The following is a 26,671-nucleotide window of genomic DNA, read 5'->3' on the forward strand; positions in this document are numbered from 1 at the left end:
CACACCGCTATAGAGTGAAGAGATGAGCGAGCAGAACACCCCCGCCCCCGCTGACGGTCAGTCCGCGACCCAGGTGCGCCTGCTCCAGCAGGAGATCGAGCGGCTGCGCGCGAAGATTGCCAACGGTCCCGCGGCCTCGCGACTGGTGTCCGAGCGGCTGGTCGAGTCACAGCAGCGGGCCCAGGCGATGGCCGACCGGAATGAGAAGCTGGTCGCTACCCTGCGCGATGCCAAGGACCAGCTGGCTCATCTGCGCGAGGAGATCGACCGGCTCGCGGCCCCACCCAACGGATTCGCCGTCTATCTGCGATCGCACGACGAGAGCACCGTCGACATCCTCAGCGCCGGCCGCAAGATGCGGGTCGGCATCTCCCCGGAGATCGCCGCCGACCGACTGCAGCGCGGCTGCGAGGTGATCCTCAACGAGGCGCTGAACGTCGTCGACGTCGTCGGGTACGACCGAGCCGGCGAGGTCGTCGCGGTCAAGGAGATCCTCACCGACGTCCACGATGTCCCCGAGCGCGCCCTCGTCGCGACCCACACCGACGAGGAGCGGGTGTGCTATCTCGCCGACACGCTGAGGGACGGCACGCTGCGAATCGGCGACAGCGTGCTCATGGAGAGCAAGTCTGCCTATATCTACGAACGCATCCCCAAGAGCGACGTCGAGGATCTCGTGCTGGAGGAGGTCCCCGACATCTCCTACGACGACATCGGCGGACTGCAGGGCCAGATCGAGCTGATCAAGGACGCCGTCGAGATGCCGTTCCTGCACGCCGACCTGTACGCCGAGCACCTCCTGCGTCCGCCGAAGGGGGTGCTGCTGTACGGGCCGCCGGGCTGCGGCAAGACCCTCATCGCCAAGGCGGTCGCCAACTCGCTGGCCAAGCAGATCCATGCGGCCCGGGTAGCCGCCGGCGACGAGCCGGACAACGGCAAGCTGGCGCGCTCCTACTTCCTGAACATCAAGGGGCCCGAGCTGCTCAACAAGTTCGTCGGTGAGACCGAGCGCCACATCCGGACCATCTTCGGTCGGGCTCGCGAGAAGGCCAGCGAGGGGACGCCGGTCATCGTGTTCTTCGACGAGATGGAGTCCATCTTCCGCACCCGCGGCACCGGCGTGAGCTCGGACGTCGAGACGACGATCGTGCCGCAGCTGCTGGCCGAGATCGACGGCGTCGAAAGCCTGGAGAACGTCATCGTCATCGGCGCGTCCAACCGCGAGGACATGATCGATCCCGCGATCCTGCGCCCAGGTCGCCTCGACGTGAAGATCAAGATCGAGCGGCCGGACGCCGAGGCCGCGGCCGACATCTTCTCGAAGTACCTCACGCCAGAGCTGCCGATCAACTCCGAGGACCTCGCCGAGCACGACGGCGACCGGGCGGCCACGATCGAGGCCATGATCCAGGCCGTCGTAGAGCGGATGTACGCCGAAACCCCCGACAACGAGTTCCTCGAGGTCACCTACGCCAACGGCGAGAAGCAGACCATGTACTTCAAGGACTTCAACTCCGGGGCGATGATCCAGAACATCGTGGACCGAGCCAAGAAGCTCGCCATCAAGGACTATCTGCTCACCGGGGCGCGCGGGCTGCGGGTCGGGCACCTGATGACCGGCGTGATCGACGAGTTCACCGAGAACGAGGACCTGCCCAACACGACCAACCCCGATGACTGGGCGCGGATCTCGGGCAAGAAGGGCGAGCGGATCGTCTACATCCGCACCCTCATCTCCAACAAGTCCAAGAACCCCGGGCAGGCGATCGAGACGATGCACGGAACGGGGCAGTACCTCTGATGAGCGTCCGCCGCATCATCGGCACCGAGGTCGAGTACGGCATTAGCGTCCCCGGCGACCCGATGGCCAATCCGATGCTGCTGTCGGCCCAGTTGGTCGATGCATACGCGGCCACCGACACGCCGCGCCGCAAGCCGGCGTGGGACTGGGTGGGAGAGGATCCGCTGGCCGATGCCCGGGGCTTTCAGGTCCCGGCCGACGAGGCGCTCGACCACACCGGCAGGGACGCCGACGACGATCCGTACCTCGCCAATGTGGTGCTCACCAACGGCGCCCGGTTCTACGTCGACCACGCCCACCCCGAATACTCCGCGCCCGAGGTCACCAATCCACGTGACGCGGTGCTCTGGGACAAGGCGGGGGAGCGGGTGGTCGAGGAAGCCGCGCGTCGACTGGCGTCCGTGCCGGGCAACCCGCAGATCTCGCTGTACAAGAACAACACCGACAACAAGGGCGCCTCCTACGGCACCCACGAGAACTACCTCGTTCGTAGATCGACACCGTTCGATGATCTGGTCGAGCATCTGACGCCGTTCTTCGTGACCCGGCAGATCTACTGCGGTGCCGGACGCGTCGGCATCGGCCAGGACGGCTCCACCCCCGGGTTCCAGCTCTCTCAGCGAGCGGACTTCTTCGAGGCCGAGGTGGGTCTCGAGACCACCCTGAGACGACCGATCATCAACACCCGCGACGAGCCGCACGCCACGGCCGCCAAGTACCGGCGACTGCACGTGATCGTCGGTGACGCCAACCTGGCCGAGACGTCCACCTACCTCAAGGTCGGGACCGCAGCAGTCGTCCTCGCGATGATCGAGTACGGCGCCGCCCCGAAGGGCCTGCGCCTGGCGGACCCCGTCCCAGCGATCCACGCGGTGTCCCACGACTGGCAGTTCACCAGGACCCTGGCGCTGCACGACGGGCGGCGGCTCACCGCCCTGCAGATCCAACGCGAGTATCTCGAGGCGGCCGAACGTTTCATGGCCCCCGACCTCGACCCCGCGACCGCCGAGCTGCTGACCACCTGGCGCGCAGTCCTCGACGCCCTCGAGAGCGACCCGATGAGCCTGGCCGACCGTCTCGACTGGGTGGCCAAGCTGCGGCTGCTGGAGGCCTACCGAGGACGCGACAGCCTCGGGTGGGCCAGCCCCCGCGTGGCCCTGGTCGACCTGCAGTACTCCGACGTACGCCTCGACAAGGGCCTGTACAACCGGCTCGTGCACCGCGGCGCCATGCGCACCCTCGTCGACGAGGACGAGGTGCAGCAGGCCATGACCACCCCGCCTCAGGACACGCGGGCATACTTCCGCGGCGAGTGCATCCGCCGCTTCGGCCTCGACGTCGCCGCGGCGTCCTGGGACAGCGTCGTGCTCGACGTCGGGCGGCCAGGATATGTTCGAGTGCCGATGATGGAACCCCAGCGCGGCACCAGAGCCCACGTCGAGGAGCTCCTGAGCACCGCACGGGACGCCGCCGACCTGGTCGACCGGCTCGCCACCACCCCCTGACCACCGCCACCACGACACGAAGGAGTCGACATGTCACAGGAGAACGTCGAACGCCAGCGACCCACCGGCGACGCCGAGCCTGACGACACCGCCGCTCCCGCAGCCGGCGCCGCCCAGGCCCACCAGCAGATGTCCGACGACCTCGACTCGATTCTCGACGAGATCGACGGCGTCCTCGAGTCCAACGCCGAGGAGTTCGTCAAGCAGTTCGTGCAGAAGGGCGGCCAGTAACCCCGTGCCACACGACACTCCGTTCGGCGGACTGCCGGCCCCCTATCTGAGCGAGGGCGGCTCGTCGTTCACCGACTTCCTTGGCCGCGCCCAGCCCGACCTGCTGCCCGGGCGCCGCCCACTGCCGCCCGGCACCATCGGGGCCGACGCGCCGCACGGCACCACCATCGTCAGCGCCACCTTCGCCGGCGGCGTGGTGATTGGCGGGGACCGGCGCGCCACCATGGGCAACCTGATCGCCCAACGCGACATCGAGAAGGTGTACGCGGCCGACGCGCACAGCGCGATCGGCATCGCCGGAGCCGCCGGCATCGCCCTCGACATGGTCCGGCTCTTCCAGATCGAGCTCGAGCACTACGAGAAGATCGAGGGCGCCACGCTCTCCCTCGACGGCAAGGCCAACCGGCTCTCCGCCATGCTGAAGGGCAACCTCTCGATCGCCCTCCAAGGGCTCGCCGTACTGCCGCTGTACGTCGGGTATGACGAGGACCAAGCCCCAGAGCGCGCCGGCCGGATCTTCAGCTACGACGTCACCGGCGGATGCTACGAGGAGCAGTTCTTCCACGCCATCGGATCGGGCTCGATGTTCGCCAAGAGCTCGCTCAAGAAGCTCTGGAACCGCGATCTGGACGAGAACGGCGTCGTTCACGCCCTCATCGAGGCGCTCTACGACGCCGCGGACGACGATACCGCCACGGGCGGGCCGGACCTCACCCGCGGACTGTTCCCGATCTGCATGGTCATCACCCGCGACGGCGTCCGGCGGGTCACCGACGCCGAGATCGAGCAGATCTGCGACGACGTCCTCTCCGGACGCACGCAGCGCCTGCGCCGCGACCGCTCCGTCTCCAGCGAGCACACCCCCCAAGGCTCCGGCCGATGACCAAGGAGCGCGCCAACGCATGACCATGCCCATGTATCGATGCTCTCCGCCGCAGCCGAACGACCAGATCAAGGAGCGCGCAGCCGTATGAGTATGCCCATGTATCGATGCTCTCCGCCGCAGCCGAACGACCAGATCAAGGAGCGCGCAGCCGTATGAGTATGCCCATGTACCGATGCTCTCCGCGGCAGCCGAACGCCATCAGTGAGGAGCGCGCCACCGCATGACTATGCCCATGTATGCCTCGGCCGAGCAGATCATGCGGGACAAGACCGACTACGCCCGCAAAGGCATCGCCCGTGGTCGCTCCGTCGTCGTCCTGTCCGCAACCGACGGCGTCGTCCTCATCGCCGAGAACCCCTCCTCGACCCTGCACAAGGTCGCCGAGATCTACGACCGCATCGGGTTCGCCGCCGTCGGCCGGTACAACGAGTTCGAGAACCTCCGCCAGGCCGGAATCCGATACGCCGACACCCGCGGCTTCGCCTACGACCGCCGCGACGTCACCGGACGCGGCCTCGCCAACGCCTACGCCCAGACCCTCGGCACCATCTTCAGCGAGCAGCTCAAGCCCTTCGAGGTCGAGATCTGCGTCGCCGAGGTCGGACCCACCCAGGCCGACGACCAGCTCTACCGGCTCACCTTCGACGGATCGGTCGTCGACGAACCAGGTTTCGTCGCCATGGGAGGCCAATCCGACGCCATCACCACCAGCCTCAAGAGCAGCTACGACGACACCATCGACATCCAGCAGGCCATCACGATCGTCGTCCAGGCACTCTCGAGCGGCGGCAACGGTCCGGACCGGGAGATTCCCTCCACCAACCTCGAGGTAGCGGTGCTCGAACGCGGCCGCGAAGGCCGCGCCTTCCGGCGGCTTTCCACCGCCCGAATCGAGGAAATCCTCGGCAACGGCGAACCGGCCTCCAGCCCTGACGAGCCGCAATCCGCCAAGCCCGGCCAGGCGGACTCCGCCACCACACCCGCTCCGGAGTCACACGACACCCAGGACGACCAGGCCATGAGCACCGGCGGCGAATCCGAGCCGCCCCGCGACGAACCCGGCGAGAACCAGCCCTCCTCATGAGCGCGCTGCCGCGCCGCATCTTCGGCATCGAGACTGTCCTGCCACGCCACCAGGACGCATCATGAGCGTGCTGCCGCGCCGCATCTTCGGCATCGAGACTGTCCTGCCACGCCACCAGGATGCATCATGAGCGTGCTGCCGCGCCGCATCTTCGGCATCGAGACTGAATACGGCGTCACCTGTACATTCCAAGGCCAGCGCCGCCTCTCACCCGACGAAGTCGCCCGCTACCTCTTCCGCCGCGTCGTCTCCTGGGGACGCTCCTCCAACGTGTTCCTCGCCAACGGATCCCGCCTCTACCTCGATGTCGGCTCGCACCCCGAGTACGCCACCGCCGAGTGCGACTCGCTGCACGACCTCGTCGTCCACGACCGCGCAGGGGAGCGGATCCTCGAAGGACTCATGCACGAAGCCGAGGAACGGCTCGCCGCCGAAGGAATCGACGGGCAGATCTACCTTTTCAAGAACAACACCGACTCCGCCGGCAACTCCTACGGCTGCCACGAGAACTACCTGATCACCCGCAACCGCGAGCTCAGCAAGACGACCGAGGTGCTGGTCCCTTTCCTGCTCACCCGACAGATCATCTGCGGCGCCGGGAAGGTCCTGCAGACCGCCAAAGGAACCGTCTACGCCTTCAGTCAGCGAGCCGAGCACGTGTGGGAGGGGGTCTCCAGCGCGACCACGCGCTCGCGCCCCATCATCAACACCCGCGACGAGCCGCACGCCGACGCCGAGAAGTACCGTCGCCTGCACGTGATCGTCGGCGACTCCAACTGCAGCGAGAGCACCACGCTGCTGAAGGTCGCCTCCTGCGATCTCGTGCTGCGCATGGTCGAGAGCGGCGTCAGCTTCCCCGACCTCACGATCGAGAACCCGATCCGCGCGATCCGCGAGATATCGAAGAACATCGATGACCTGGCGGCGATCAGGATGGCCAACGGGAGCACGATGACCGCGGTCGAGATCCAGCGGGTCTATCTCCAGCGGGCCATCGAGTTCTGTGCGCAGAACGATGTCGACCCCGAGCACCGGCAGGCAGTGACGCTATGGGAGCACACCCTCGATGCGATCGAGTCCGGGAACTACTCGGCGATCAACCGAAGCATTGACTGGGCCATCAAGAAAAACCTCATCGACCGTTACCGCGAACGGAACGGGCTCGACCTCGACGATCCTCGCGTGCTACAGCTCGACCTCGCCTATCACGACATCAAGCGGGGGAGAGGACTGTTCCCGGTGCTCGAGGCCAAGGGCGCGGTCGACCGGCTCAGCACGGACGAGCAGGTGTCGTCTGCGGAGACGACACCACCCCAGACGACCAGGGCCAAGCTGCGTGGGGACTTCGTCCGCACGGCGCAGGAACTCCGCCGCGACGTCACCGTCGACTGGGTACACCTGAAGCTCAACGACCAGTCCGCCCGGACGATCCTGTGCCGCGACCCGTTCAAGAACGTCGACGAACGGGTCGAGCGGATGATCGAGGGCATGCGGCAGGCGGCACCGCGGCCTCGCTGAGCAGACCCGCAGCGAACCGGCCGGCCGCCGCGTTGACGAGGAAGTAGGCGTAGTCCTCATCGAGCCCCCGTCCCATCGTGGAGAGCCGCACCGGGACCGCCCGCAGCGCGTCGTCGAGCCCCTCGGTGTGCACCTCGTGGATCGTCGCGCGATCGGGAAGGGCGGCCAGATCCCGGGTGATCGCCGCGCCCAGGCCGGGCCGCGACGTGGGCAGATCGCCGTCCGGCCCGGCCAGTCCAGCCGGCAGCGGGATGTCGACCGGCACCAGCCCGACCTTGAAGAAGGCCGTCGTGGAGTGATGCGAGACGCCGACATGGCGACCACGTGGGTCCGCGTCCGAGATGCGCAATGCTCCCACCGGCCGGCCACCCACGGCGTACGCCGCATTGAGCGCCTCGCCTGCGGCCACCCCTGAGAAGCCCCATGGCGTGCCCGTGCCCAGGTTGCCGGGCCCCTGGGTCACGATCGCCAGGTCCGCACGCAGTACCTCGCGTGCGGCGATCAGGCCGCTGTGCACCGTGACCGCCTCCAGGTCACCGCCGACCGCCTGGCCGACGGTGATCGTCCCGCACAGCAGCGAGCCCAGCTCCGCGACCGTCCGCGAGAACCAGGCGGGCAGCGCGCCACCGTCGGTCCAGACGTACGCGATCCGGGCCGCGGGCCGATCCGCCCGAACCCCCGCGACGATCGCCGGCAACGCCGAGTGCAGATCGGCGGCAACCACGGGCATCCCGTCGACGCTCTCGCGCGCCGCGATAGCGGCGTGGTGCGGCGAGTCCTGCTCGTCCACCCCCAGGACGGTCGCCTGCAACGGGCTATAACGCATCTTCACCAGGTGTCCGGCGCCCTCTCGGTCCTCCGGCAGCCGATCGAGGTTCGCGATCACCACGGCGTACCCGCCGGTGCCCAGGCCCATCGCCAGCGCAGTCGTGTTCACCAGCACTCGATCACCTACCGCGGGTAGACCCACGAGTGCGGGATAGGCGATCCCCTTTGCCTCGAAGTCGGGCTCATCACCCCGGCCCTGAACCGTCAGCCGCAGCTCCTGCGCGCCGCGCCAGCCTTTGCCGAGCGAGTCGACCCGAGCCTGCCGCCACCGGATAAGCGACCCATGCTCCCGCGCGTTCTGCATCCCGCCACACTATCGGCTCGGCACCGGCTGCAACGGGCCTCCGGCGGCTAGGGTGGGCAACGTGTCGAGCGCGAAGAACGAGAGGCTGCTGACCCTCCTCATCTGCCTGATGTCGACCCGCCAGTTCCTCACCGCTGACCGGATCCGGGACGCCGTCGTGGCGTACGGCCGCGACTACTCACCCAAGGGGCAGCAGGCCTTCGAGCGCAAGTTCGAGCGCGACAAGGAGGACTTGCGCGAGCTGGGGGTGATCATCGAGACGGGCACCAACTCCTTCACCGACACCGTGCCCGGCTACCGGATCAAGGGGCGTGAGAACAATCTGCCGGACATCTCGCTGACGCCGGCCGAGGCCACCGTCGTCGCCCTCGCCTCCGACTGGTGGCGCAGCGCGCAGTTCGCCTCCGCGACCCAGGGCGCGGTCCAGAAGCTCAAGGCCGCGGGAATCGCGATCGACGCCGAGCAGGCCGAGCAGTGGCAGCCGCAGCTGCGGGGCTCGGACGCCGCCTTCGACGTCCTGCTGCAGGCAGCGACCGAGCAGCGTGAGGTCCGCTTCGACTACCGCTCGCGCTCCAGCGAGCCGCCGATCTCCCGCCGGCACGTCCAGCCGTGGGGGCTCGTCTCCTGGAAGGCCCGCTGGTACCTCGTCGGTCATGACCTCGACCGCGGCGAGCAACGGGTGTTCCGTCTCTCGCGCATCGTGAGCGAGGTGGAGCTCGCGAGCGGCCCGGCGTCCTTCGAGCGGCCGGCCGACCTCGACCTGCGCGCCGCCGTCGGGGGACCGGGCTTCAGCCAGCCGATCCGGGTGGTGCTGCGTCTGCACGGGGCTCAGGCCCCAGGGCTGCGGCGGATGACGAATGGTGTCGAGCAGCCCTCGGACGACGACCTCATCGCGATCGCCGTCCGCGACGGCGGCATGCTCGCCGGGATCGTCGCGCCGTACGCCGGCCAGATCGAGGTGATCGAGCCCCCGGAGGCGCGCGAGGCCGTCGTCCGGCGGCTCGAGCAGCTCGCGGCGATGACCGGAGGGCAGTCCTGATGGGCGGCATCGGCAGTCAGCGAGCACAGCTGCGACGGATGAGCCTGCTGGTCCCGTTCCTGCTGACCCACCCTGGCACGTCGGTGGCGGATCTGGCCCGCGAGTTCGAGACCAGCCCGGCTCAGATCCGCAAGGACCTCACGACGCTGTCGTTCTGCGGCCTGCCCGGTCAGGGCATGGGCGATCTGATCGAGGTCGTGTACGACGGCGACCGCGTCTCGATCACCGAGAACGCCGGAATCGAGCGGCCGCTGCAGCTGACGGCCGCCGAAGCCAGCTCGCTTGTCATCGCGCTGCGCTCGCTCGCCCAGAGCCCCGGCACGGTCAGCCACGACGCCATCCTCGGAGCGCTGGCGAAGCTGGAGAGCGTCGCTGGGTCGCGGGTGCAGTCACCGGTCGCGGTCGAGCCGGCCCCGACGTCCGACGCCACGGACGAGCTGCGCGCCGCGCTCGAACGCGACCATGCCGTGCGGATCGACTACTGGACGGCATCCCGCGACGAGGTCACCACCCGCACGGTCGACCCCATCCGGCTGTTCCGGGTCGATGGGTTGGACTACCTGGAGGCGTGGTGCCGGCGCGCCGAGGCGGTGCGCACCTTCCGGCTGGATCGCATCGGCGCGCTCGACGTCCTCGACGAGCCGCGTGAGCAGCACGCCGGGCTCGAGCGGGATCTCAGCGCCGGTGTCTACACGCCGAGCGAGCACGACCTCGACGTGACCTTGGATCTCACCCGGGCTGGTCATTGGGTCACCGAGTACTACGACACCCAGCAGGTCAGCGACACCGACGACGGGGGAGCGCGAGTACGGCTGCGGCTCAGCCCCGACAGCCTGGACCGGCTGCTGACCCAATTGGGACCCGAGGGCATCGCTTCCTACGCCGACCCGGCCGTCTCTGCCGCGGCCGAGAGGGTCGCGCAGCGCAGCCGCGAGGCCCTGGAGCGCTACCGCCGCGGCGGACCATAGACTGGCACGCATGGTCTGGTGGATCTGTCTCGCCGTCGTCGTGGTCGCACTCGTTGCGCTGGGCGCGATGCTCCTCGAGCTGCGCGCGAAGACGACCCGGCTGCAGAAGGCGATCACGCTCGCCCAGCAGCGCACCGAGCCCGGAATCAACGCCGTGCGGCTGATCACCGCGATTCCGCGGCCGTCCCTCGCACTCGCCAAACCCGAGATGCGCGTCGTCGGCGCCGTGGGCGGCGCCTCGGAGGCCGACCGTCCTAGGTAGCGCGTGGTAGCACGGATCGCGACCGCGCGACATACACTGGCAGACGACCCCGAGACGAAGGAACGTCATGAACCTCGGCCCGCTGGAGATCGCGATCATCGCGATCGTCATCTTCGCTCTGTTCGGATACAAGAAGCTGCCCGATGCCACCCGTGCAGTCGGCCGCTCGCTGCGCATCTTCAAGGGCGAGATGAAGGGCATGAAGGACGACGACCTCGCCACTAGAGCCGAGGCGCAGACCGTCCGGGCCCCCATCGAGAGCACCGGCGCGCAGCCGCAGCAGGCTCCCCGGACGACGCCCGCACATGATCAGCCCACCGTCAAGCCCACTCAGGTCCCGCCCACCTCGGCGACCTAGCCCACCGCCCAGCGCATCGTGGCGGTGAGCCTCCCTTCACGTCGGTCCAAGGCCAGCAAGCCGCCGAAGACCCCCGACGGCTCGATGACGCTCGTCGAGCACCTCAGCGAGCTCCGCTCGCGCATCTTCAAGTCGCTGCTGTTCATCGCGCTCGGCGCCGTCGTCGGGTTCATCTGGTATGACCACGGTCTACTGGACTTCCTCAAGCAGCCCTATTGCGCCATCCCCGAGGAGATGCGCTTCCCCAACGAGGGCTGCCAGCTGATCTTCCTCGACCCTGCGGGCGGTCTGCTGCTGCGCCTGAAGGTGTCCTTCCTCGTCGGCGTGATCATCTCCGCGCCGTTCTGGCTCTATCAGCTGTGGGCATTCGTCACCCCGGGCCTGCACAAGAACGAACGCCGGTGGAGCATCACGTTCGTCGCGGCGTCCACGACGCTGTTCGCCCTCGGCACGGTGTGCGCATGGCTGACGATCCAGGCCGGCTTGCAGATCCTCCTGGGGCTTGCCGGCGACGGGGTCACGTCGGCGCTCACTGCGCCCGAGTATCTCAACTTCGTCATCATGATCGCGTTCGTGTTCGGCGTGAGCTTCGAGATCCCGCTGCTCATCGTGATGCTGAACCTCGTCGGGGTGCTGGGCTACGAGACCTTGAAGAGGTCCCGTCGCTGGCTGATCTTCCTCACCTTCGTCTTCGCGGCCCTGATCACGCCGACCCAGGACCCCTTCTCGATGCTGATGATGGCGGTGCCGATGGTGCTGCTGTTCGAGGGCGCGATTCAGTTCGCCCGCGTCCACGACAAACGGGCCGCCAAGCGCGCGGCGGAGGACGGCATCGCAGCCGTCGACGACGACGAGCCGTCACCACTTGATGCGCGCCCGTCCGTGCTGGACACCACGCCGTCGCCGATCGACGAGACCGCGCCAGATGACCGCCCGGCCGCGGCGCACACGCCGATCCACCCGGACGACGCGAGGACTCGCTAAGCGCGCCGCCTCGGCGCCCGAGATGGGTACGCTCGGGCCATGGACAGCCCCGCCGCGGCCTTCGCGCGCGCCGCCCGCCGCAGCCGGTATCCCCATCTGAACGAGTTCGCCGCCATGCTGTCGTTCGAGCTCGACGAGTTCCAGATCACGGCCTGCCAGTCGCTCGAGGACGGGCACGGCGTCCTCGTGTGCGCCCCGACCGGCGCCGGCAAGACCGTCGTCGGCGAGTTCGCCGTCCACCTCGCGCTGGCCCGCGGACAGGGCTGCGCCTACACCGCGCCCATCAAGGCCCTGTCGAACCAGAAGTACGCCGACCTGGTCCGCCGCCACGGCAGCCACAACGTGGGCCTGCTGACCGGAGATAACTCCATCAACCCGCACGCTCCGATCCTCGTGATGACAACCGAGGTGCTGCGCAACATGCTGTACGTCGGCAGCGACACCGTGGACCGGCTGGGATTTGTCGTGATGGACGAGGTGCACTATCTCGCCGACCGTTTCCGCGGCGCCGTCTGGGAAGAGGTGATCATCCACCTTCCCGAGCAGGTCCAGCTCGCGTCGCTGTCAGCCACGGTCAGCAACGCCGAGGAGTTCGGGGCCTGGCTGCACGAGGTCCGCGGCAACACCGACGTAGTGGTCACCGAGCACCGGCCCGTGCCGCTCTGGCAGCACATGATGCTCGGGAACCGCCTGTATGACCTCCTGGCGGAGAAGGGCCGCAAGCGGCTGGTGAATCCCGAGCTGGAGCGGGCCAGCCGGCAGCAGGCCCAGCGGGTCGGGAACTGGTCTCCCGGCCGCGGCGGGCCCCGCGGACGGCGCGGCTCCTGGCGCCCCCAGCGCCGCACCGACGTGATCGAGAAGCTCGACCGGCAGGGTCTGCTCCCGGCGATCTACTTCATCTTCAGCCGGGTCGGGTGTGACGCGGCGTTGGAGCAGTGCCGCGCCTCCGGCGTCCGGCTGCTCGATGACCTCGAGCGCGAGGAGGTGCGGCGTACCGCGATGCGCCGCACCAGCGAGCTCAGCGAGGCCGACCTCGAGGTGCTGGGCTTCTGGGAGTGGCTCGATGCCCTGGAGCACGGGTACGCCGCCCACCACGCCGGGATGATCCCAGCGTTCAAGGAGACCGTCGAAGACCTGTTCGTCCGGGGTCTGTGCAAGGTCGTGTTCGCCACCGAGACGCTCGCCCTCGGCATCAACATGCCGGCACGCAGCGTCGTCCTCGAGCGGCTGGTGAAGTTCAACGGCGAGAACCACGTGCGACTCACGCCGGGCGAGTACACCCAGCTCACCGGCCGCGCCGGACGCCGCGGCATCGACATCGAGGGGCACGCCGTGACCCTCTGGAGCCCCGACATCAGCCCGGCCGAGGTGGCGAACCTCGCCACTACCCGCACCTTCCCCCTGAAGAGCTCGTTCAAGCCGTCGTACAACATGGCGGTGAACCTGGTCGGCCAGCTGGGCCGCGCGGCCAGCAAGCAGCTGCTGGAGCGCTCGTTCGCGCAGTATCAGGCCGACCGCGCGGCGGTGGGCCTGGCCACGCGCCGTGAGCAGGCCCAGCAGGAGGCCCGCAGCAAGCAGGCCGAGGTCACCTGCGAGCGCGGCGACGTGACCGAGTACGCCGATCTGCGACGCCAGATCAGCGACATCGAGCGCAGCAGCACCAAGGCACGCAACGCGGCTCGCCGCGACCAGGTCGCCTCATCCATGAAGCGGTTGCGCCGCGGCGACATCATCGAGATCCCCAGTGGCAAGCACCGGGGAGTGGCCGTCGTCCTCGAGTCCCACGACCAGCCCGCGCCGCACCTGACGGTGCTCACCGGGGACCGCTGGTCGGGCCGCGTCGAGGCGGCGTCCTTCCACGGGCAGATCGAGCCGATCGGCCGCATGAAGGTCAACAAGTCCTTCAACCACCGCTCGGCGCAGGCCCGTCGTGACCTGGGCAGCAACCTGACCCGGCTCGCCCAGGACCTGCCGCGACCCGCACGGGTGCGCCCACCGCTCGTCGATCACGAGGCTCTTGCGACGCTGCGGACCCAGCTGCGCGCCCACCCCGTGCACTCCTGCCCGGACCGCGAGCAGCACGTACGGGACCTGGAGGACGCGCGCGCCGCGTGGCGGGCCAGTGACCGGCTGGCGAGCAAGCTCGATCGCCGTACGGCCTCTCTCGGCCGAACCTTCGACCGCATCTGCCAGCTGCTGACCGACCTGGGCTATCTCGCGGACGACGACACGATGACCGAGGCAGGGCGGTTGCTGTCACGGTTGTGGAGCGAGTCCGACCTGCTCATCGCGCAGTGTCTACGGACCGGCGCCTGGGACGAGCTCACCGCGGCCGACCTGGCTGCCGTCGTCTCCGCGACCCTCTACGAGCCGCGATCGGGCGACTACTTCGACACCGCGACCGTCCCGGTCGGCTCCAAGCGGGTCCGCGCGGCGCTGGCGCGGCTGCATTCGGAGTGGGCGATGATCGAGGACCTCACCTCCCGCATCGACGCTCAGCCGGTGCGGCGCCCGGACCCCGGCTTCGCCCTTGCTGCCTATCGATGGACCAGCGGTGACTCGCTCGCGGTCGTGCTGTCCAACCTCGCCCGCGCGGGTGTGGAGACCGCACCGGGCGACTTCGTGCGGTGGTGCCGGCAGGTCATCGACGTCCTCGAGCAGCTGGCCCGGCTCGATCCGGGCCAGGCCGGCGCCGTCCCGTCGACAGCGGCGCGCGCCGTGGCCGCCATGCGCCGGGGAGTGCTTGCCGATCCGACCCGCCCACCCGGCACCGACATCGATCTGGAGGTTATGGATGAGCTCGACGCCGACGAGGCGGAGCTGCCGGATTTCATGGCCGACGACGAAACCGGGTCGGGAGCGCCTGCGTCCTAACGCCTGGTGGTGCGGTTCTAGGGGGCTATGCCGCACCACCACCTAATCTTTCGGCCACGCCGCTTTTGGCCGCGCCGCACGCGCGGGGTTGGCCCGGACGGGTACTCTTGCGGCAGTGCGGCCCGCGCCGCTGGTGACAACCGATACGAGCAAGGGGAGACGATGACCTATCCGCCGACTGGCGACGGAAGCCAGGGCAACAACCCGTCCCAGAACCCACCGACCGGCGGCACCCCATCGCAGGACCCGTACGGCCAGCAGCCACAGCAGTGGGGGCAGCAGGGCGGCGGTTACGACCAGCAGCAGTACGGTCAACCCCAGCAGCCCTCGTACGGCGATCAGCAGTACGGCCAGCCGGCTCAGGGCGGTGGCTGGGGCGACTCGACCCAGCAGGGCTACGGTCAGGACGCCGGTGCGCAGCCGTCGTACGGCCAGCCGGATGCCGGCTACGGCCAGCAGGGCTACGGGCAGGACGCCGGCTACGGCCAGCAGTATCCCTCGACCGGCGCGCAGCAGACGCCGGTCACCGGCGGCATCCAGACCCCGGACAGCCAGAGCACCCAGGTCTACGGCCAGCCCGGATACGACCAGCAGTACGGCCAGCAGGCCTATGGCCAGGACGCAGGCTACGGCCAGCAGGGCTACAGCCAGGACGCCGCCTACGGCCAGCAGTACGGCCAGCAGGGCGGGTTCGACGTGCAGGCGGCGCAGTACGGAGCGCCGGCGTACGGCCAGACCGGGGCTCAGCAGTGGGGTTCCGCGCCCACTCAGAAGAAGTCCAACAAGGGCCTGATCGCCGGCATCGCAGCCGCCGCGGTGCTGCTGCTCGGCGGCCTCGGCACCTGGCTCGCGCTGGGCCCGATGTCCACCAAGGTCCTGGACAAGGACAAGCTGGCCAGCGACGTCGCCGCCCAGTACGAGCAGGAGTACGACGCTCCGTTGAGCGATGTCAGCTGCAATGACGACCTCGTGGTGGAGGAGGGCAAGAGCTACACCTGCTCGGCCAAGGAGGACGGCGAGGACGTCTCGATCAAGATCGAGATCACCAACGAGGACGGCGCCTATACCTGGTCGCGCGAGTAACCGGCACATCAGGCGCAGAACGCCGTGAGGGGCGACGGATTCCGTCGCCCCTCACGTGCTTTCAGCGGCCGCCGGCAGAACCCACCGTCGTGATCGCATCGGTGACCCGCGCGATCGATGAGTCGATGCCCCACCTCTGCGCAAGCTGCTCGAGAGCCACCGGGTCGGCCGGGGCGGAGGGCAGTGCCGGATCCGCGTCGATGGCGAGGTCGCGGCGCACCGCGACGACGTCGCGGGCGGCGTCGAGGTAGTCGGCAGCCGCGATGAGATTCGCCCGCTGCGCGGGCTTCATCGGCCCCGGCTCGCCGGAGACGGCGGCTTCGCGCAGTGCATCGATATCCCCGTAGTGGGCGAGCAGCGCTGCAGCGGACTTCTCGCCGATTCCCCGGACGCCGGGCAGCCCGTCGGAGCTGTCGCCGCGGAGCGTGGCGAAGTCGGCGTATTGACCGGCCCGGACGCCGTACTTGGCCATGAGCGCCGCGTCGTCGATCACCTCGAGGTTGGAGACCCCTCTCGCGGTGTACAGCACACGGACCCCGCGGTCATCGTCGATTACCTGGAACAGATCGCGGTCGCCGGTGACCACGTCGTACGGCCCGCCCGTGGCGGCGATGGTGCCGATGACGTCATCGGCCTCGGTGCCGTCGACGCCCACCGAGCAGATTCCGAGCGCCTGCAGAGCAGCGAGGATCGCCGGTACCTGCGGGGCCAGGTCGTCGGGAGTGTCTTCCACGCCGGTGGCCTCGTCGAGGACCCGGTGCGCCTTGTAACTGGCGATGGCGTCCACCCGGAACTGCGGTCGCCAGTCGTTGTCGAGGCAGGCGATCAAGCCGGACGGGCGATGCGTGTGCAGCAACCGGGCGATCATGTCCAGGAAACCGCGCAACGCGTTGTTGGGGGTGCCGTCCGGCGCGGCGAGCGTCGCTGGCACGCCGTAGAAGGCGCGATAGTAGAGGCTCGCCGAGTCCAGCAGCATGGTCGTCATACCGCCTAGCGTGTCATATCGCGAACTGTGGGATTCTGGAGCGCATGACCACCACCGGGGAGCTGCGACGACGGCTTGAGCGCACCCGGGGTGAGCTTCGCCGTCGCCGGGTGGACGGGCTGGTCGTGAGCCCGGGGGCGGATCTGCGCTATCTGTGCGGGCTGGACGCACACCTCGACGAGCGGCTCACCGCGCTCGTCGTGCCGGCCGATGCGGGCCCGACCCTGATCGTGCCCGAGCTCGAGCGGGGCGCTGCAGCTGAGTCACTGGCCGGCGGCCTGGACGCCGAGATCATTGGGTGGTCGGACACCCAGGACCCCTACCGTCTCGTCGCCGCGAGCGTCCGCGGCACCCAGATCGCCGTGAGCTCGCGGATGTGGGCCGGACATGTCTTCGGCCTGCAGGACTGCGGCCTGCAGCCGCGAGACGGCCAGGGGATCATGAGCACCCTCCGAGCCGTGAAATCCGCTGAGGAGGTCGACGCCCTCCGCAGGGCGGCGCACGCGATCGACGCCGTCCATGGCGAGATCGACCAGTGGCTGCGCCCGGGCCGCACCGAGAACGAGGTGGCCGTGGACCTGGACGCGGCGATCCGCGCTGTCGGGCACGCGCGCGTCGACTTCGTCATCGTGGCGTCGGGGCCGAACGGCGCTCACCCCCACCACCTCGCGAGCGACCGGATGATCGAGCCGGGCGACCTCGTGGTGGTGGACATCGGCGGAACGATGCCCGACGGCTACTGCTCGGACAGCACCCGCACGTACGCCGCTGGCCGCGAACCCAGTGAGCGCGGACGGCGGGTGCATGAGCTGGTTGCGGAAGCAGCCGAGGCCGGACGACGCGCGAGCTGCCCGGGGGTGCCTGCCACCGATGTGGACGCGGCCGCGCGGCGCGTTATCCGCGACGGGGGCTTCGGTGCCGAGTTCGTGCACCGCACCGGGCACGGCATCGGACTGGACACCCACGAGGAGCCCTACATCGTCGAGGGGAACGCCTCCCCGCTCGCCGACGGCGCGGTCTTCAGCGTGGAACCGGGCATCTATCTGCCCGGAGAGCTCGGCGTACGGATCGAGGACATCGTCGCGGCCCGGTCGGCCGGCCCCGACGTGCTCACCGAGGCACCGCGCGAGCTGCGGGTGGTGGGCTAGTCCAGATGCGCAGGCTATGGATGTCCCTGCTGGTCGCGGCGGGGGCGGGAGCGCTGCTGGCGCTGTCGTTCCCGCCCGGCGAGCTGACGCGGGCGTTGGCGGTGCTGGCGCCGGCCGCCTATGCGCTCGCCGTGGAGGGGCGACGGGTGCGCTCCGCGGCCCTCGTGACCTTCGTCGGACAGCTGGTGTTCCTGCTGTTCCATGTGAAGTGGTCCGGCGAGTACCTCGGCCCCCTGCCGTGGATCGCGCTGTCGGTCTGGCAGGCCTCCTACTACCTGCTGCTCGGGCCAGCGATCGTCCTCGTCCGACGGCTGCCGCTGTGGCCGATCTGGGCCGCGGCGTCCTGGGTGGCTATCGAGGCGGTGCAGTCGAGATGGCCGTTCGGCGGATTCCCCTGGGCCCGGCTCGGCTTCAGCCAGGACGCGGGGCCCTTCACGCCGTACGCTGCGTACGGCGGGGTGCCGCTGCTGTCCTTCGCCGTAGCGCTGACCGGTTTCCTGCTCGCGGCCGCGTGGCTCACGCGGCCGGCAGGCGCACAGCCGACTGGCGCACAGCCGACTGGCGCGCTGTCGGCTGGCGCGGCGCGCGGCTGGGTGCTCACGCTCGCCTGTACAGCGCTCGTCCCACTGATCGGCATCGTCGGCTGGCTGACGGTGCCCAGCGGGGAGGGCGAGGGCGTTCCGCAGTCGACGGTCGCGGTGATCCAGGGCAATGTGCCTCGGATGGGCCTGGACTTCAACGCCCAGCGCCGCGCCGTCCTCGACAACCACGTGAACCAGACCCTCGAGCTGGCGGACGCCGTCGCCCGCGGAGAGCTTGCACAGCCGGACTTCGTGCTGTGGCCGGAGAACTCCAGCGACATCGACCCCTACCGGAACGAGGATGCCGCGGCGGTGATCCAGCAGGCCGCCGACGCGATCAGCGCGCCGATCCTCGTCGGGGCCGTCGTGCAAGGGCCGGGGGAGTACGTCAGCAACACCGCGATTCTGTGGCTCCCGCAGTCCGGTCCGGACCAGACCTACGTCAAGCGCCACCCGGTCCCGTTCGCCGAGTACATGCCGATGCGGGACTTCCTGAGGATGTTCACCAGTCTGGTCGACCTGCTACAGACGGAGTTCAGCGCGGGGGACCAGGTCGGCACGTTCGATGTGCCCGGGGGAGAGCCCCTGGTGATCGGCGACGTCATCTGCTTCGAGGTCGCCTATGACCACCTCGTCGCCGACGTCGTCGACGCCGGCGCGGACATCATCGCCGTGCAGACGAACAACGCGACCTTCGGCTTCACCAACGAGGCCCCGCAGCAACTGGCGATGGGACGGATCCGCGCGGTGGAGCACGGCCGCACCGTACTGTCGGCGTCCACCACCGGTATCAGCGCGATCATCATGCCGGACGGCGAGATCGTCGACCGCACCGGGATGTTCCAGCCGGGGATTCTCGTGGCGGACGTGCCGTTGAGATCTGGCTCGACGGTGGCCAGCGCCGTGCGGTACTGGCCCGAGCTCGTCGTCTCCCTGGCCGCGCTGCTCGCCGCCGGGTGGGGCATCGCGGGACGGGTCCGGGTTAGCGAGCCTTCTTCTCGCCGCGGCGCTCGCTGAGTACGTCGAGGCGTTCGGCCAGTACCTCTTCCAGGTCGGCGATCGTCCGCCGCTCCAGGAGCATGTCCCAGTGGGTGCGCGGCGGCTTGACCTTCTTGGCCTCGGGCTCCTGGCCACCGATCAGGCGCGCCTCCGAGCCGTCGTACCGGCATTCCCACACCAGGGGCGTCTCGGCGTCGTCAGCGAACGGCACCGAGGTCACGTGCCCCTGCGGGCACTCGTAGCGAGCCATGACGCGGGCCACGGGCTCGAAGTTGCGGTCGGTCTCGTAGCTGATGCTTCCGAGCCGGCTTCCGCGTAGCGTACGCTCTGCCATGCGTTCCTCCCGTGTCTACTATCATGGTCATCCCGTCTAACGCGCTGCGCCTCCCAGATGTTCCCGGATCGATGCATTGCGCCATCGGTGTGACGCGCTTCGCGGGCTGCCATGACGCCGGTCGCGATCACCTGCAAGGCGCGCCACACGCGGCTATTCAAGGGGGAGCGAGGGCTGGACGTCCTCGTTGCTGCCCAGGTCTCCCGATCGCCAGTGGCGCCGGCACAGCACCTGGTAACGAACCTGGGCCGACTCGCCGGCCGCGGTGTCGGCGACCAGCACCTGTTCGCCCTGCTTGACCAGTACGCCGTCCACCACGCGTCCGTTGTAACGGCCCTCCCGACCACACCAGCAGAGCACCTCGACCTGCAGCGGGGTGACCACGTCGGCGAGCTCGAACAACCGCTTGGAGCCAGGGAACATCAGGCTACGGAAGTCGGTAGCCAGCCCGAAGGCATACACATCCACGTCGGCCTCGTCTACGAGCTCGGCAAGCTGGTCGACCTGCTCCACCGACAGGAACTGAGCCTCGTCGACGATGAGGTAGTCGACACGTTGTCCGGCCGTCCACCGGTCGCGGACGACACGGCGCAGGTCTGGAACGTCGCTGACGTCGATGGCGCCGCCGGCCATCCCCATGCGGCTGCTGATGACCGGCTCACCGGAACGGTCCTTCTGGGTCAGCAGCAGGCCCTTGCGGCCCTGGCGGGCATGGTTGTGGTTGATCTGCAGCGCCAGCGTCGACTTGCCGCAATCCATCGGTCCGTAAAAGAACTTCAGCTCGGCCGAGACCGGAATCGACCGACGGGCGCCGGCAGCAGGAATGCTGGAGAGCGCGGATGAAGCGGCAGTCATGATCTATTCAGGGTAGGGCAACCATGCCGGCCGTTGTAGGTTGATCGAGCATCAGCGCGCGATCGAGAGGAGCGTCCGGATGGGCGAGCACGCGGAACTGCTGACCAGGCACAAGGCCGTGCTGCCGAGCTGGGTCGGGCTGTACTACGACGAGCCGATTGAGATCGTCTCAGGCGACGGCCGGCACGTCGTCGACGCGGAGGGAAACCGCTATCTGGACTTCTTCGCCGGCATCCTGACCAACATGCTCGGTTACCAGATCCCCGAGGTCAACGAGGCGATCAAGCACCAGATCGACAGCGGCGTCGTCCACACCTCGACCCTCTACCTGATCCGTAAGCAGATCGAACTGGCCGAGCAGATCGCCGACCTGTCGGGGATCCCGGACGCGAAGGTGTTCTTCGTCAACTCGGGTACCGAGGCCAACGAGGCCGCCATGCTGCTGACCACCCAGAAGCGGCGCAGCAACCAGCTGCTGGCGCTGCGCAACTCCTATCACGGCAGGTCGTTCGGAGCGATGTCGGTCACGGGCAACCGAGGCTGGTCGGCGTCCTCGCTCACCCCGGTCACCACCCGGTACGTGCACGCGGGCTATCGGCTGCGCAGTCCGTTCAAGGACCTGCCGGACGACGAGTTCATCGCCGCCTGCGTCGCCGACCTGCGAGACGTGATCCAGACCCAGACCAGCGGGGACGTCGCGGCGATGATCGCCGAGCCGATCCAGGGCGTCGGCGGGTTCGCCACGCCGCCCGACGGGTTCTTCCGCGCGATGAAGGAGGTCCTGGACGAGTACGGGATCCTGTTCGTCTCCGACGAGGTGCAGACCGGTTGGGGCCGCACGGGCGAGCATTTCTGGGGGATCGAGGCGCATGGCGTCGTGCCGGACGCAATGACCTTCGCCAAGGGGCTGGGCAACGGTCTGGCGATCGGTGGAGTGGTCGCAGGCGCCGACCTCATGGATAGCGTGACCGCGCAGTCGATCACCACCTTCGGAGGGAATCCGCTGTCGACCGCGGCGGCGAAGGCCACCTTGGACTACGTCATCGACAATGATCTGCAGGCACACGCGCACAAGACCGGCGCCATGCTCATGGACGGTCTGCGGCGAATCGCCGAGGAGATCCCGCAGGTCATCGACGTCCGAGGGAAAGGCCTGATGCTGGCGTTCGAGCTGGGCGCACCCCAGACTCTGGACCCCGATGCCGGCATGGCGTCGAAGGTGATGGAGCAGACCAAGCGGCGCGGCCTCCTGGTCGGCAAGGGCGGTCTGCACGGGAACGTGATCCGGATGGCGCCTCCGATGACGCTGTCCGAGGACGAGGTCGAGGAGGGGCTCGGCATCCTCGCCGAGTCGCTCGCGGACTCCTGCGCGACCTGACGTCTCCACCTCGACGGTGTGACGGGGTGGACGTCAGATTCGGATGCTCGCGGTGACCTTCTCGTGGTCCAGCTCGATCAGCTGCGCGCCGACGTCGGACATGCGGTAGCTGAACTCGTCGCCATCGTGCTGCATCCCGTAGTACGTCGAGAGACCGCCGAGGTGTCGTAGCCCCCAAGGCTCGGCATGCTCATACCGCTGGTGAGTGTGACCGCTGAGGACGGCGCGGACGTGCGGGCGTTCGCGCAGCGCGCCCAGCAGGCCGGTCGCATCATCGAGCTGGAACCAGGAGTGGGTGCTTCGTGAGCGAATCGGGTGGTGTATCGCCAGCACTGTAGGGCGTTCGTCGTGGGCATCGATCTGCTCCAGTACCCGCTCGGCAGTGCCATGGATCTCGCCGGGGATCACGGTGTCGACCCCGACGATCCGCCATCCGCCGATCTCGATCGGCTGCGTACCGAACGCCTGGCGGGTGGCCGCCGGATCGTCGTGGTTACCCGGCACCGCCAGCACCGGAACGTCGTACTCGGTGAGACGGTCACGGACTCGCTCTGCGGCGCCGACCGCCTCGACCTCGGCGATATCACCGGTGTGCACGATCGCATCGACGGATCCGGCCACCGATGCGAGCGTGCGCTCCAGCGACTCTTCGGGGGTCGCGCGTGGGACCGAGCTGTTGCGGAACGTCCCGGAATAGCCGAAGTGGGTATCGCTGATGTGCAGCAGCTGCAGGCGCATGGGGCTCCTCACGGAAGCTCGTCGGGAACCTGGCCGTCGGGAAAGGCGGCCGTGGGCCGGTCCGGTACTGGACGAGTCTCGTCGACGAATTGGGGCGCGTGCGGCTCGCCCGCACGGAGCGGGGCCAGCAGGCGCGTCTGGGCGGCGGCGATCCGGTTGCGGGCGCGCATGGCGTCGCCGCGGCGGTCCGCGCGCAGTCCCGACAGATCGACGGGCTCGCCGAAATGAACGCGAAGGGTCGGACGTCGCCACGTGGCCGAGAGGGTAGAGGTGAGCATCGCCTTCGGCTGGTCGTACTTGGTGACCTCGTGGGCTCCCCACTGGGCTACCGGAATGACCGGGATCTGGTGCTTGAGCGCGATCCGCGCCAGACCGGTCTTCCCGCGCTCGGGCCACATTCCCGGATCGAGCGTGACCCGGCCCTCCTGATAGATGCACAGGTGCGCACCGTGGTGCAGCGCGAGATCCACCAGCTCCATCGACCGCGCCGCGTCGGTCTTGCCGCGCTCGACCCTGAGGCTGCCGGAGCGTTCCAGCAGCGGTCCGACGACCGGCGCGGTCATGATCCCGCCGGTGACCAGAAAACGCGCGTCGAGTCCCACCGTGCCCATCGCAGCGGCGATCACGAAGGTGTCGAAGTTGCCGATATGGTTCGGCGCGATCAGCAGGGGCCCGCTGCGCAGATCCGCGCGCACGGACCCGGTGACCTCGAGATGTCCGAAGGGAGCCAATACGTATCGACCTCGTTTGATGATCCAGCGCCAGAACCACCAGGTGGGCTGGGTCGCCGAGACGCGCTGCCGCTCGAACCAGTCGGCGGCCGCGCGAGCCTGCTGCCCCCTCATTCGCTCCACTGGCCCCTGCCGTCGAGGACGTCCTTGAGCACCTGGGGCTCGTCGGTCATGATCCCGTCGACACCGAGATCGAGCAGCCGTTCCATCTCCGAGGGGTCGTCGATGGTCCACACGTGCACCTTGATCCCCAGCGAGTGGGCCGTCTCGACGAATCGGCGGTCGACGACGCGCACCCGACCCATCCCGACCGGCACCTGGGCGGCTTGGGCACGGAACCGAGCGATCCGCGCGGAGGTTCGCATCATCGATACCGCCCGTAGTAGGGCCACCTCGCGCTGGCCCATGGAGGTCGCGATCCGTCCGTGGGTCAGGATGCGCATCCTGCGCAGCCGAGCGTCCGAGAACGACGCGAGGCAGATCCGGTCGGCGGCCTCGACGCCTCGGGACTGGATGAGCTGCACCAGCGGGACGACGACGTCCGGCACCTTCGCATCGATGTTGAAGCGCAGCTCGGGGAATTCGTCGAGCAGGTCGTGCAGTCGCGGGATCGTCGCTGTGCCGCCGATGCGCGCCTTCGAGATCTCGTCCCAGCTCAGGTCGCGAATGCGACCGCGAGCGTCAGTGGTCCGGTCGAGCGTTGGATCGTGAACCGCAACCACCTCGCCGTCCTTGCTGAGATGGACGTCGGTCTCGATGTAGCGGTATCCGAGGTCGACGCAGCGACGCACCGCTTCGAGCGAGTTCTCGATGCCTTCCCAGGCGCCGCCCCGGTGCGCGATGGCGACGGGGGAGGGAACGTCGAAGTAACTGCTCACGCTCATCCTCCTCGTCCGGTCCTCGTCTGCTGAACGTTAGCGGACCCGCAACGATGACGCGGGCGCGGCGTCCCGCCGGCAAGCGGGCGCCTCGTTAGGCTGACCGCGTGGCAGAGCAGGCCAGGTGCGAGTGGTGCAGCCGACGGATCGTGGACGACCAGCGGATCGGACGGCGGAAGCGGTACTGCACCCAGTCCTGCCGCCAGCGGGCGTACGAGAAGCGCCGGCAGCTGGCCGGCGGTGGCACGATGACGGTCGGAGCCGATGCGGTGGTGATGAACCGTGGTGAGCTGGAGAGCATTCAGGATCGGTTGTACGTGCTCCGCAGCGCGGTCGAGGTGCTGGCCGACGCAGTTGCGGCCGGCGCGGCTGCTGACGAGCTCACCACCGTGGCGCGTGAGGTCATCGCGGCGACGGGAGACCTGGATCGTCTCTGGATCACTCCCTGACCCCGACACGAGGTTCTGCCGGCCGGAGCGTTATCAGGGCGATCTCCGGTCGCGCACCGATCCGGAATGGCGGGCCCCAGAAACCGGTGCCGCGGCTGACGTAGATCTGAGTCCGGTCGTTCACGTCGTGGAGCCCGGCGACGTACTTCTGGTCCGCGCGCACGAGGTAATGGAAGGGCCACATCTGGCCGCCGTGGGTGTGTCCGGCAAGCTGGAGGTCTACGCCGCTCGCGGCAGCGTCCTTGGCCTGCTTCGGCTGGTGTGCGAGCAGCAGCACCGGCACGTCTGCTGGCGCTCCGTCCAGGGCGGCGGAAATGTCGGGTCCGTGACCGGCGATCCCGGAGTGAGTTCCGGTCGGGTCATCGATGCCGGCGATCACGAGGCTGCCAGCCCCGCGGTGGTAGACCACGTGCCGGTTGTGCAAGAACTCCCAACCCAGCTCCCGCATGCGGCTGGCCCAGTGCTCTGCATCGCTGAGGTACTCGTGGTTGCCGGTGATGTAGTAGCGGTGCTCTGCATCGATCGCGCCCAGCCGGTCCACGGCCGGATCACGCAGCCGCGTACCGCCGTCCGCTAGATCGCCGGTGTGGCAGTAGATGTCGGCGTTGAGCTCCGCCGCTTGCTTGGCAATGCGGCTGGCCCACCGCGGGCCGAGAAATCGGGAGAGGTGAGTGTCGGTGATCTGGGCGATCGTGAGCCCGTCGAGGTCTGGATGCAGACGGGGGAGGACGATGTGAGGTCGTGTGATGGCCACCGGGCCCAGCGCGCGCCAAGCTCCCCATGACAGCAGCATCACAACGACGCCCACCACAATGAGAGCAGTGATCGCGCCTCGCTCTCGGACGTGGGCGATCGTCAGCGCAAGTCGAAGCAGCTCGCCGATGCCCGTCCACACGAACAGCTGAAAGATGACCCCCAGCCAGGTATCGCCGGCGGCGCCCAGAGCGTCGCGCTTTGCCACATGGCCGGCGATAAGACACACCACGAGGCCGACGGCACCGATCAGTCCCGCAGCGATCGCGCCGCCGAGGCCCAGGGCACCTGAGCAGTGCAGCAGACGAATGCTGGGGTAAATATGCAGGATCAGGGCCACGATAGTTATGACAACTAGCCCGGCGAGCCCGCGCAGCACTCGAGCACGACGCGACAAGCGGGACGGCGCACCTGAGGACGGTGGGTCTGCGGTCGCGTCGACGTACGCCTCGGGCGTGGGTGTTGGGGCTGAGGTCACGACACCTGTGTACACCAGCAATCACCGGAGCGTCCGCGGACGATCACCGGAGCGTCCGCGGATCATGACGCGAGCCGACACCAGGTCGCGCACCAGAGACGCGGACTGCGCACTCGGGTTAGGCCCACACGAAAGCGTCACAGTGACGTTTCGACGCGCCTCAACGGAGCGGCGGGAGCGTAGTGCTACGGGTCAGCTCACGCGGCATCAGGCGCTGCCATTCACCGGCCCGGCCGGACGACGGCAAGGCCCACGCGTCCGTCATCCACACATTTAGCGCGAGCTGACGGACTTCGCTGGACGCAGACCGGCCGTGCGGCGTCCACGTCGTCGTTGAGCCAGCAACCGCCGACCGCAGAGGCCGTCGAGGCGTTCAAGTGCCACATGCGCCGATAATCGACATTATGTCAGACTGTAGTCTGCGTATTCGACTGGATGAATCAGTTGGGCCGCGCCGGCCGACGCCCCTGTGGTGCTGGGTTTAGGGCCGTGACCTGCGGCTATGAGTTGGGTGTGCAGCCGGCGTGGGCCACGCGAGCCGTCACCGGAGATTGATGGAGCAACGGCGGTGATCCGTTGACCTGCGGGTTCACCGTGAGGTTTCATTGAGTGCATCATTGATTCAGTTGCCGAATCGCT

The 26,671-nt window shown here is 68.6% G+C and carries 25 protein-coding genes; 17 read left to right on the plus strand and 8 right to left on the minus strand.

Features of this window, described 5'->3' with window-relative positions; genetic code table 11:
• Window positions 1-22 precede the first annotated feature (22 nt).
• The 6 genes from arc (at window position 23) to pafA (ending at window position 7,025) form a co-directional block, all read left to right on the plus strand.
• Window positions 23-1,801, plus strand: coding sequence for a proteasome ATPase (gene arc / locus DAA40_RS01505; protein WP_106847972.1), 1,779 nt, complete (start codon window positions 23-25; stop codon window positions 1,799-1,801).
• Window positions 1,801-3,306, plus strand: coding sequence for a depupylase/deamidase Dop (gene dop / locus DAA40_RS01510; RefSeq protein WP_106847973.1), 1,506 nt, complete (start codon window positions 1,801-1,803; stop codon window positions 3,304-3,306). Before arc ends, dop begins: the two co-directional genes overlap by 1 nt.
• A 30-nt stretch (window positions 3,307-3,336) precedes the next feature.
• Complete coding sequence (locus DAA40_RS01515) at window positions 3,337-3,537, plus strand: ubiquitin-like protein Pup (protein WP_106847974.1); 201 nt, start codon at window positions 3,337-3,339, stop codon at window positions 3,535-3,537.
• Window positions 3,538-3,541: 4 nt separating this feature from the next.
• Window positions 3,542-4,420, plus strand: coding sequence for a proteasome subunit beta (prcB, locus tag DAA40_RS01520; RefSeq protein ID WP_106847975.1), 879 nt, complete (start codon window positions 3,542-3,544; stop codon window positions 4,418-4,420).
• Window positions 4,421-4,643: 223 nt separating this feature from the next.
• Window positions 4,644-5,507: a proteasome subunit alpha gene (gene prcA / locus DAA40_RS01525; RefSeq protein WP_106847976.1), complete on the plus strand. Its 864-nt coding sequence runs from the start codon at window positions 4,644-4,646 to the stop codon at window positions 5,505-5,507.
• Window positions 5,508-5,633: 126 nt separating this feature from the next.
• The gene (pafA, locus tag DAA40_RS01530) at window positions 5,634-7,025 is read left to right on the plus strand and encodes a Pup--protein ligase (protein WP_234356193.1); all 1,392 of its coding nucleotides are present in this window, start codon (window positions 5,634-5,636) and stop codon (window positions 7,023-7,025) included.
• Here pafA and DAA40_RS01535 read toward each other — a convergent pair.
• Window positions 6,955-8,157: a DUF3866 family protein gene (locus DAA40_RS01535; RefSeq protein WP_106847977.1), complete on the minus strand. Its 1,203-nt coding sequence runs from the start codon at window positions 8,155-8,157 to the stop codon at window positions 6,955-6,957. The two genes, pafA and DAA40_RS01535, sit on opposite strands and share 71 nt — an antisense overlap.
• 61 nt (window positions 8,158-8,218) lie before the next feature.
• On the opposite strand from DAA40_RS01535, the gene DAA40_RS01540 reads away from it, so the two are divergent.
• The 7 genes from DAA40_RS01540 (at window position 8,219) to DAA40_RS01570 (ending at window position 15,725) form a co-directional block, all read left to right on the plus strand.
• Window positions 8,219-9,196, plus strand: a complete 978-nt coding sequence (locus DAA40_RS01540; protein WP_106847978.1) for a YafY family protein — start codon at window positions 8,219-8,221, stop codon at window positions 9,194-9,196.
• A gap of 38 nt (window positions 9,197-9,234) precedes the next feature.
• Window positions 9,235-10,164 carry a YafY family protein gene (locus DAA40_RS01545; protein ID WP_158716164.1) on the plus strand — a complete coding sequence of 310 codons (930 nt, stop codon included), beginning with the start codon at window positions 9,235-9,237 and terminating at the stop codon, window positions 10,162-10,164.
• Between the two features lie 10 nt (window positions 10,165-10,174).
• Window positions 10,175-10,426 carry a hypothetical protein gene (locus tag DAA40_RS01550; RefSeq protein ID WP_106847980.1) on the plus strand — a complete coding sequence of 84 codons (252 nt, stop codon included), beginning with the start codon at window positions 10,175-10,177 and terminating at the stop codon, window positions 10,424-10,426.
• A gap of 67 nt (window positions 10,427-10,493) precedes the next feature.
• Complete coding sequence (gene tatA, locus DAA40_RS01555; RefSeq protein ID WP_106847981.1) at window positions 10,494-10,784, plus strand: Sec-independent protein translocase subunit TatA; 291 nt, start codon at window positions 10,494-10,496, stop codon at window positions 10,782-10,784.
• Between the two features lie 24 nt (window positions 10,785-10,808).
• On the plus strand, window positions 10,809-11,768 hold the full coding sequence (gene tatC, locus DAA40_RS01560) for a twin-arginine translocase subunit TatC (RefSeq protein WP_234356194.1): 960 nt from the start codon (window positions 10,809-10,811) through the stop codon (window positions 11,766-11,768).
• A 39-nt stretch (window positions 11,769-11,807) separates the two neighbouring features.
• Complete coding sequence (locus DAA40_RS01565; protein ID WP_106847982.1) at window positions 11,808-14,642, plus strand: RNA helicase; 2,835 nt, start codon at window positions 11,808-11,810, stop codon at window positions 14,640-14,642.
• Window positions 14,643-14,804: 162 nt separating this feature from the next.
• Window positions 14,805-15,725: a DUF4333 domain-containing protein gene (locus tag DAA40_RS01570; RefSeq protein ID WP_106847983.1), complete on the plus strand. Its 921-nt coding sequence runs from the start codon at window positions 14,805-14,807 to the stop codon at window positions 15,723-15,725.
• Window positions 15,726-15,786: 61 nt separating this feature from the next.
• On the opposite strand, the gene DAA40_RS01575 is transcribed toward DAA40_RS01570, so the two are convergent.
• Window positions 15,787-16,710: a 5'-3' exonuclease gene (locus tag DAA40_RS01575; protein WP_234356195.1), complete on the minus strand. Its 924-nt coding sequence runs from the start codon at window positions 16,708-16,710 to the stop codon at window positions 15,787-15,789.
• Between the two features lie 44 nt (window positions 16,711-16,754).
• On the opposite strand from DAA40_RS01575, the gene DAA40_RS01580 reads away from it, so the two are divergent.
• Together DAA40_RS01580 and lnt are read left to right on the plus strand one after the other, a co-directional pair.
• Window positions 16,755-17,858: a Xaa-Pro peptidase family protein gene (locus DAA40_RS01580; RefSeq protein WP_106847984.1), complete on the plus strand. Its 1,104-nt coding sequence runs from the start codon at window positions 16,755-16,757 to the stop codon at window positions 17,856-17,858.
• Between the two features lie 5 nt (window positions 17,859-17,863).
• Complete coding sequence (lnt, locus tag DAA40_RS01585; protein ID WP_106847985.1) at window positions 17,864-19,456, plus strand: apolipoprotein N-acyltransferase; 1,593 nt, start codon at window positions 17,864-17,866, stop codon at window positions 19,454-19,456.
• Here lnt and DAA40_RS01590 read toward each other — a convergent pair.
• Window positions 19,422-19,772 carry an RNA polymerase-binding protein RbpA gene (locus tag DAA40_RS01590; RefSeq protein WP_106847986.1) on the minus strand — a complete coding sequence of 117 codons (351 nt, stop codon included), beginning with the start codon at window positions 19,770-19,772 and terminating at the stop codon, window positions 19,422-19,424. The two genes, lnt and DAA40_RS01590, sit on opposite strands and share 35 nt — an antisense overlap.
• Window positions 19,773-19,925: 153 nt before the next feature.
• The gene (locus DAA40_RS01595) at window positions 19,926-20,627 is read right to left on the minus strand and encodes a thymidine kinase (protein WP_106847987.1); all 702 of its coding nucleotides are present in this window, start codon (window positions 20,625-20,627) and stop codon (window positions 19,926-19,928) included.
• A 79-nt stretch (window positions 20,628-20,706) separates the two neighbouring features.
• Between DAA40_RS01595 and DAA40_RS01600 the strand changes: the two genes are divergently transcribed.
• Window positions 20,707-22,005 (plus strand): aspartate aminotransferase family protein, encoded by a 1,299-nt coding sequence (locus DAA40_RS01600; RefSeq protein WP_106847988.1) that lies wholly within the window; start codon window positions 20,707-20,709, stop codon window positions 22,003-22,005.
• A 33-nt stretch (window positions 22,006-22,038) separates the two neighbouring features.
• Here the strand turns inward: DAA40_RS01600 and DAA40_RS01605 are convergent, their stop codons facing one another.
• Genes DAA40_RS01605 through DAA40_RS01615 form a run of 3 tightly spaced genes read right to left on the minus strand, consistent with a single transcriptional unit; the run spans window position 22,039 to window position 24,352 of the window.
• Window positions 22,039-22,743, minus strand: coding sequence for a metallophosphoesterase (locus DAA40_RS01605; protein WP_106847989.1), 705 nt, complete (start codon window positions 22,741-22,743; stop codon window positions 22,039-22,041).
• Between the two features lie 8 nt (window positions 22,744-22,751).
• Window positions 22,752-23,588: a 1-acyl-sn-glycerol-3-phosphate acyltransferase gene (locus tag DAA40_RS01610; RefSeq protein ID WP_199849453.1), complete on the minus strand. Its 837-nt coding sequence runs from the start codon at window positions 23,586-23,588 to the stop codon at window positions 22,752-22,754.
• Window positions 23,585-24,352 (minus strand): glycerophosphodiester phosphodiesterase, encoded by a 768-nt coding sequence (locus DAA40_RS01615; protein WP_370430629.1) that lies wholly within the window; start codon window positions 24,350-24,352, stop codon window positions 23,585-23,587. The genes DAA40_RS01610 and DAA40_RS01615 overlap by 4 nt, the downstream gene beginning before the upstream one ends.
• A 107-nt stretch (window positions 24,353-24,459) precedes the next feature.
• Here DAA40_RS01615 and DAA40_RS01620 point away from each other — a divergent pair, with 107 nt between their 5' ends.
• On the plus strand, window positions 24,460-24,801 hold the full coding sequence (locus DAA40_RS01620; protein ID WP_158716165.1) for a hypothetical protein: 342 nt from the start codon (window positions 24,460-24,462) through the stop codon (window positions 24,799-24,801).
• Here DAA40_RS01620 and DAA40_RS01625 read toward each other — a convergent pair.
• Window positions 24,791-26,032, minus strand: a complete 1,242-nt coding sequence (locus DAA40_RS01625; protein WP_158716166.1) for a metallophosphoesterase — start codon at window positions 26,030-26,032, stop codon at window positions 24,791-24,793. The genes DAA40_RS01620 and DAA40_RS01625 overlap by 11 nt on opposite strands.
• Window positions 26,033-26,671 lie beyond the last annotated feature (639 nt).

It is taken from the genome of Blastococcus sp. Marseille-P5729 (genome assembly GCF_900292035.1).
GTDB lineage: Bacteria > Actinomycetota > Actinomycetes > Mycobacteriales > Antricoccaceae > Cumulibacter.

Coding starts and splice junctions, on each gene's coding strand:
- arc (WP_106847972.1), top strand. CDS start 23: ATGAGCGAGCAGAACACCCCCGCCCCCGCTGACGGTCAGTCCGCGACC.
- dop (WP_106847973.1), top strand. CDS start 1,801: ATGAGCGTCCGCCGCATCATCGGCACCGAGGTCGAGTACGGCATTAGC.
- DAA40_RS01515 (WP_106847974.1), top strand. CDS start 3,337: ATGTCACAGGAGAACGTCGAACGCCAGCGACCCACCGGCGACGCCGAG.
- prcA (WP_106847976.1), top strand. CDS start 4,644: ATGACTATGCCCATGTATGCCTCGGCCGAGCAGATCATGCGGGACAAG.
- pafA (WP_234356193.1), top strand. CDS start 5,634: ATGAGCGTGCTGCCGCGCCGCATCTTCGGCATCGAGACTGAATACGGC.
- DAA40_RS01535 (WP_106847977.1), bottom strand. CDS start 8,157: ATGCAGAACGCGCGGGAGCATGGGTCGCTTATCCGGTGGCGGCAGGCT.
- DAA40_RS01545 (WP_158716164.1), top strand. CDS start 9,235: ATGAGCCTGCTGGTCCCGTTCCTGCTGACCCACCCTGGCACGTCGGTG.
- DAA40_RS01550 (WP_106847980.1), top strand. CDS start 10,175: ATGGTCTGGTGGATCTGTCTCGCCGTCGTCGTGGTCGCACTCGTTGCG.
- tatA (WP_106847981.1), top strand. CDS start 10,494: ATGAACCTCGGCCCGCTGGAGATCGCGATCATCGCGATCGTCATCTTC.
- DAA40_RS01565 (WP_106847982.1), top strand. CDS start 11,808: ATGGACAGCCCCGCCGCGGCCTTCGCGCGCGCCGCCCGCCGCAGCCGG.
- DAA40_RS01570 (WP_106847983.1), top strand. CDS start 14,805: ATGACCTATCCGCCGACTGGCGACGGAAGCCAGGGCAACAACCCGTCC.
- DAA40_RS01575 (WP_234356195.1), bottom strand. CDS start 16,710: ATGACGACCATGCTGCTGGACTCGGCGAGCCTCTACTATCGCGCCTTC.
- DAA40_RS01580 (WP_106847984.1), top strand. CDS start 16,755: ATGACCACCACCGGGGAGCTGCGACGACGGCTTGAGCGCACCCGGGGT.
- lnt (WP_106847985.1), top strand. CDS start 17,864: ATGCGCAGGCTATGGATGTCCCTGCTGGTCGCGGCGGGGGCGGGAGCG.
- DAA40_RS01590 (WP_106847986.1), bottom strand. CDS start 19,772: ATGGCAGAGCGTACGCTACGCGGAAGCCGGCTCGGAAGCATCAGCTAC.
- DAA40_RS01595 (WP_106847987.1), bottom strand. CDS start 20,627: ATGACTGCCGCTTCATCCGCGCTCTCCAGCATTCCTGCTGCCGGCGCC.
- DAA40_RS01600 (WP_106847988.1), top strand. CDS start 20,707: ATGGGCGAGCACGCGGAACTGCTGACCAGGCACAAGGCCGTGCTGCCG.
- DAA40_RS01605 (WP_106847989.1), bottom strand. CDS start 22,743: ATGCGCCTGCAGCTGCTGCACATCAGCGATACCCACTTCGGCTATTCC.
- DAA40_RS01610 (WP_199849453.1), bottom strand. CDS start 23,588: ATGAGGGGGCAGCAGGCTCGCGCGGCCGCCGACTGGTTCGAGCGGCAG.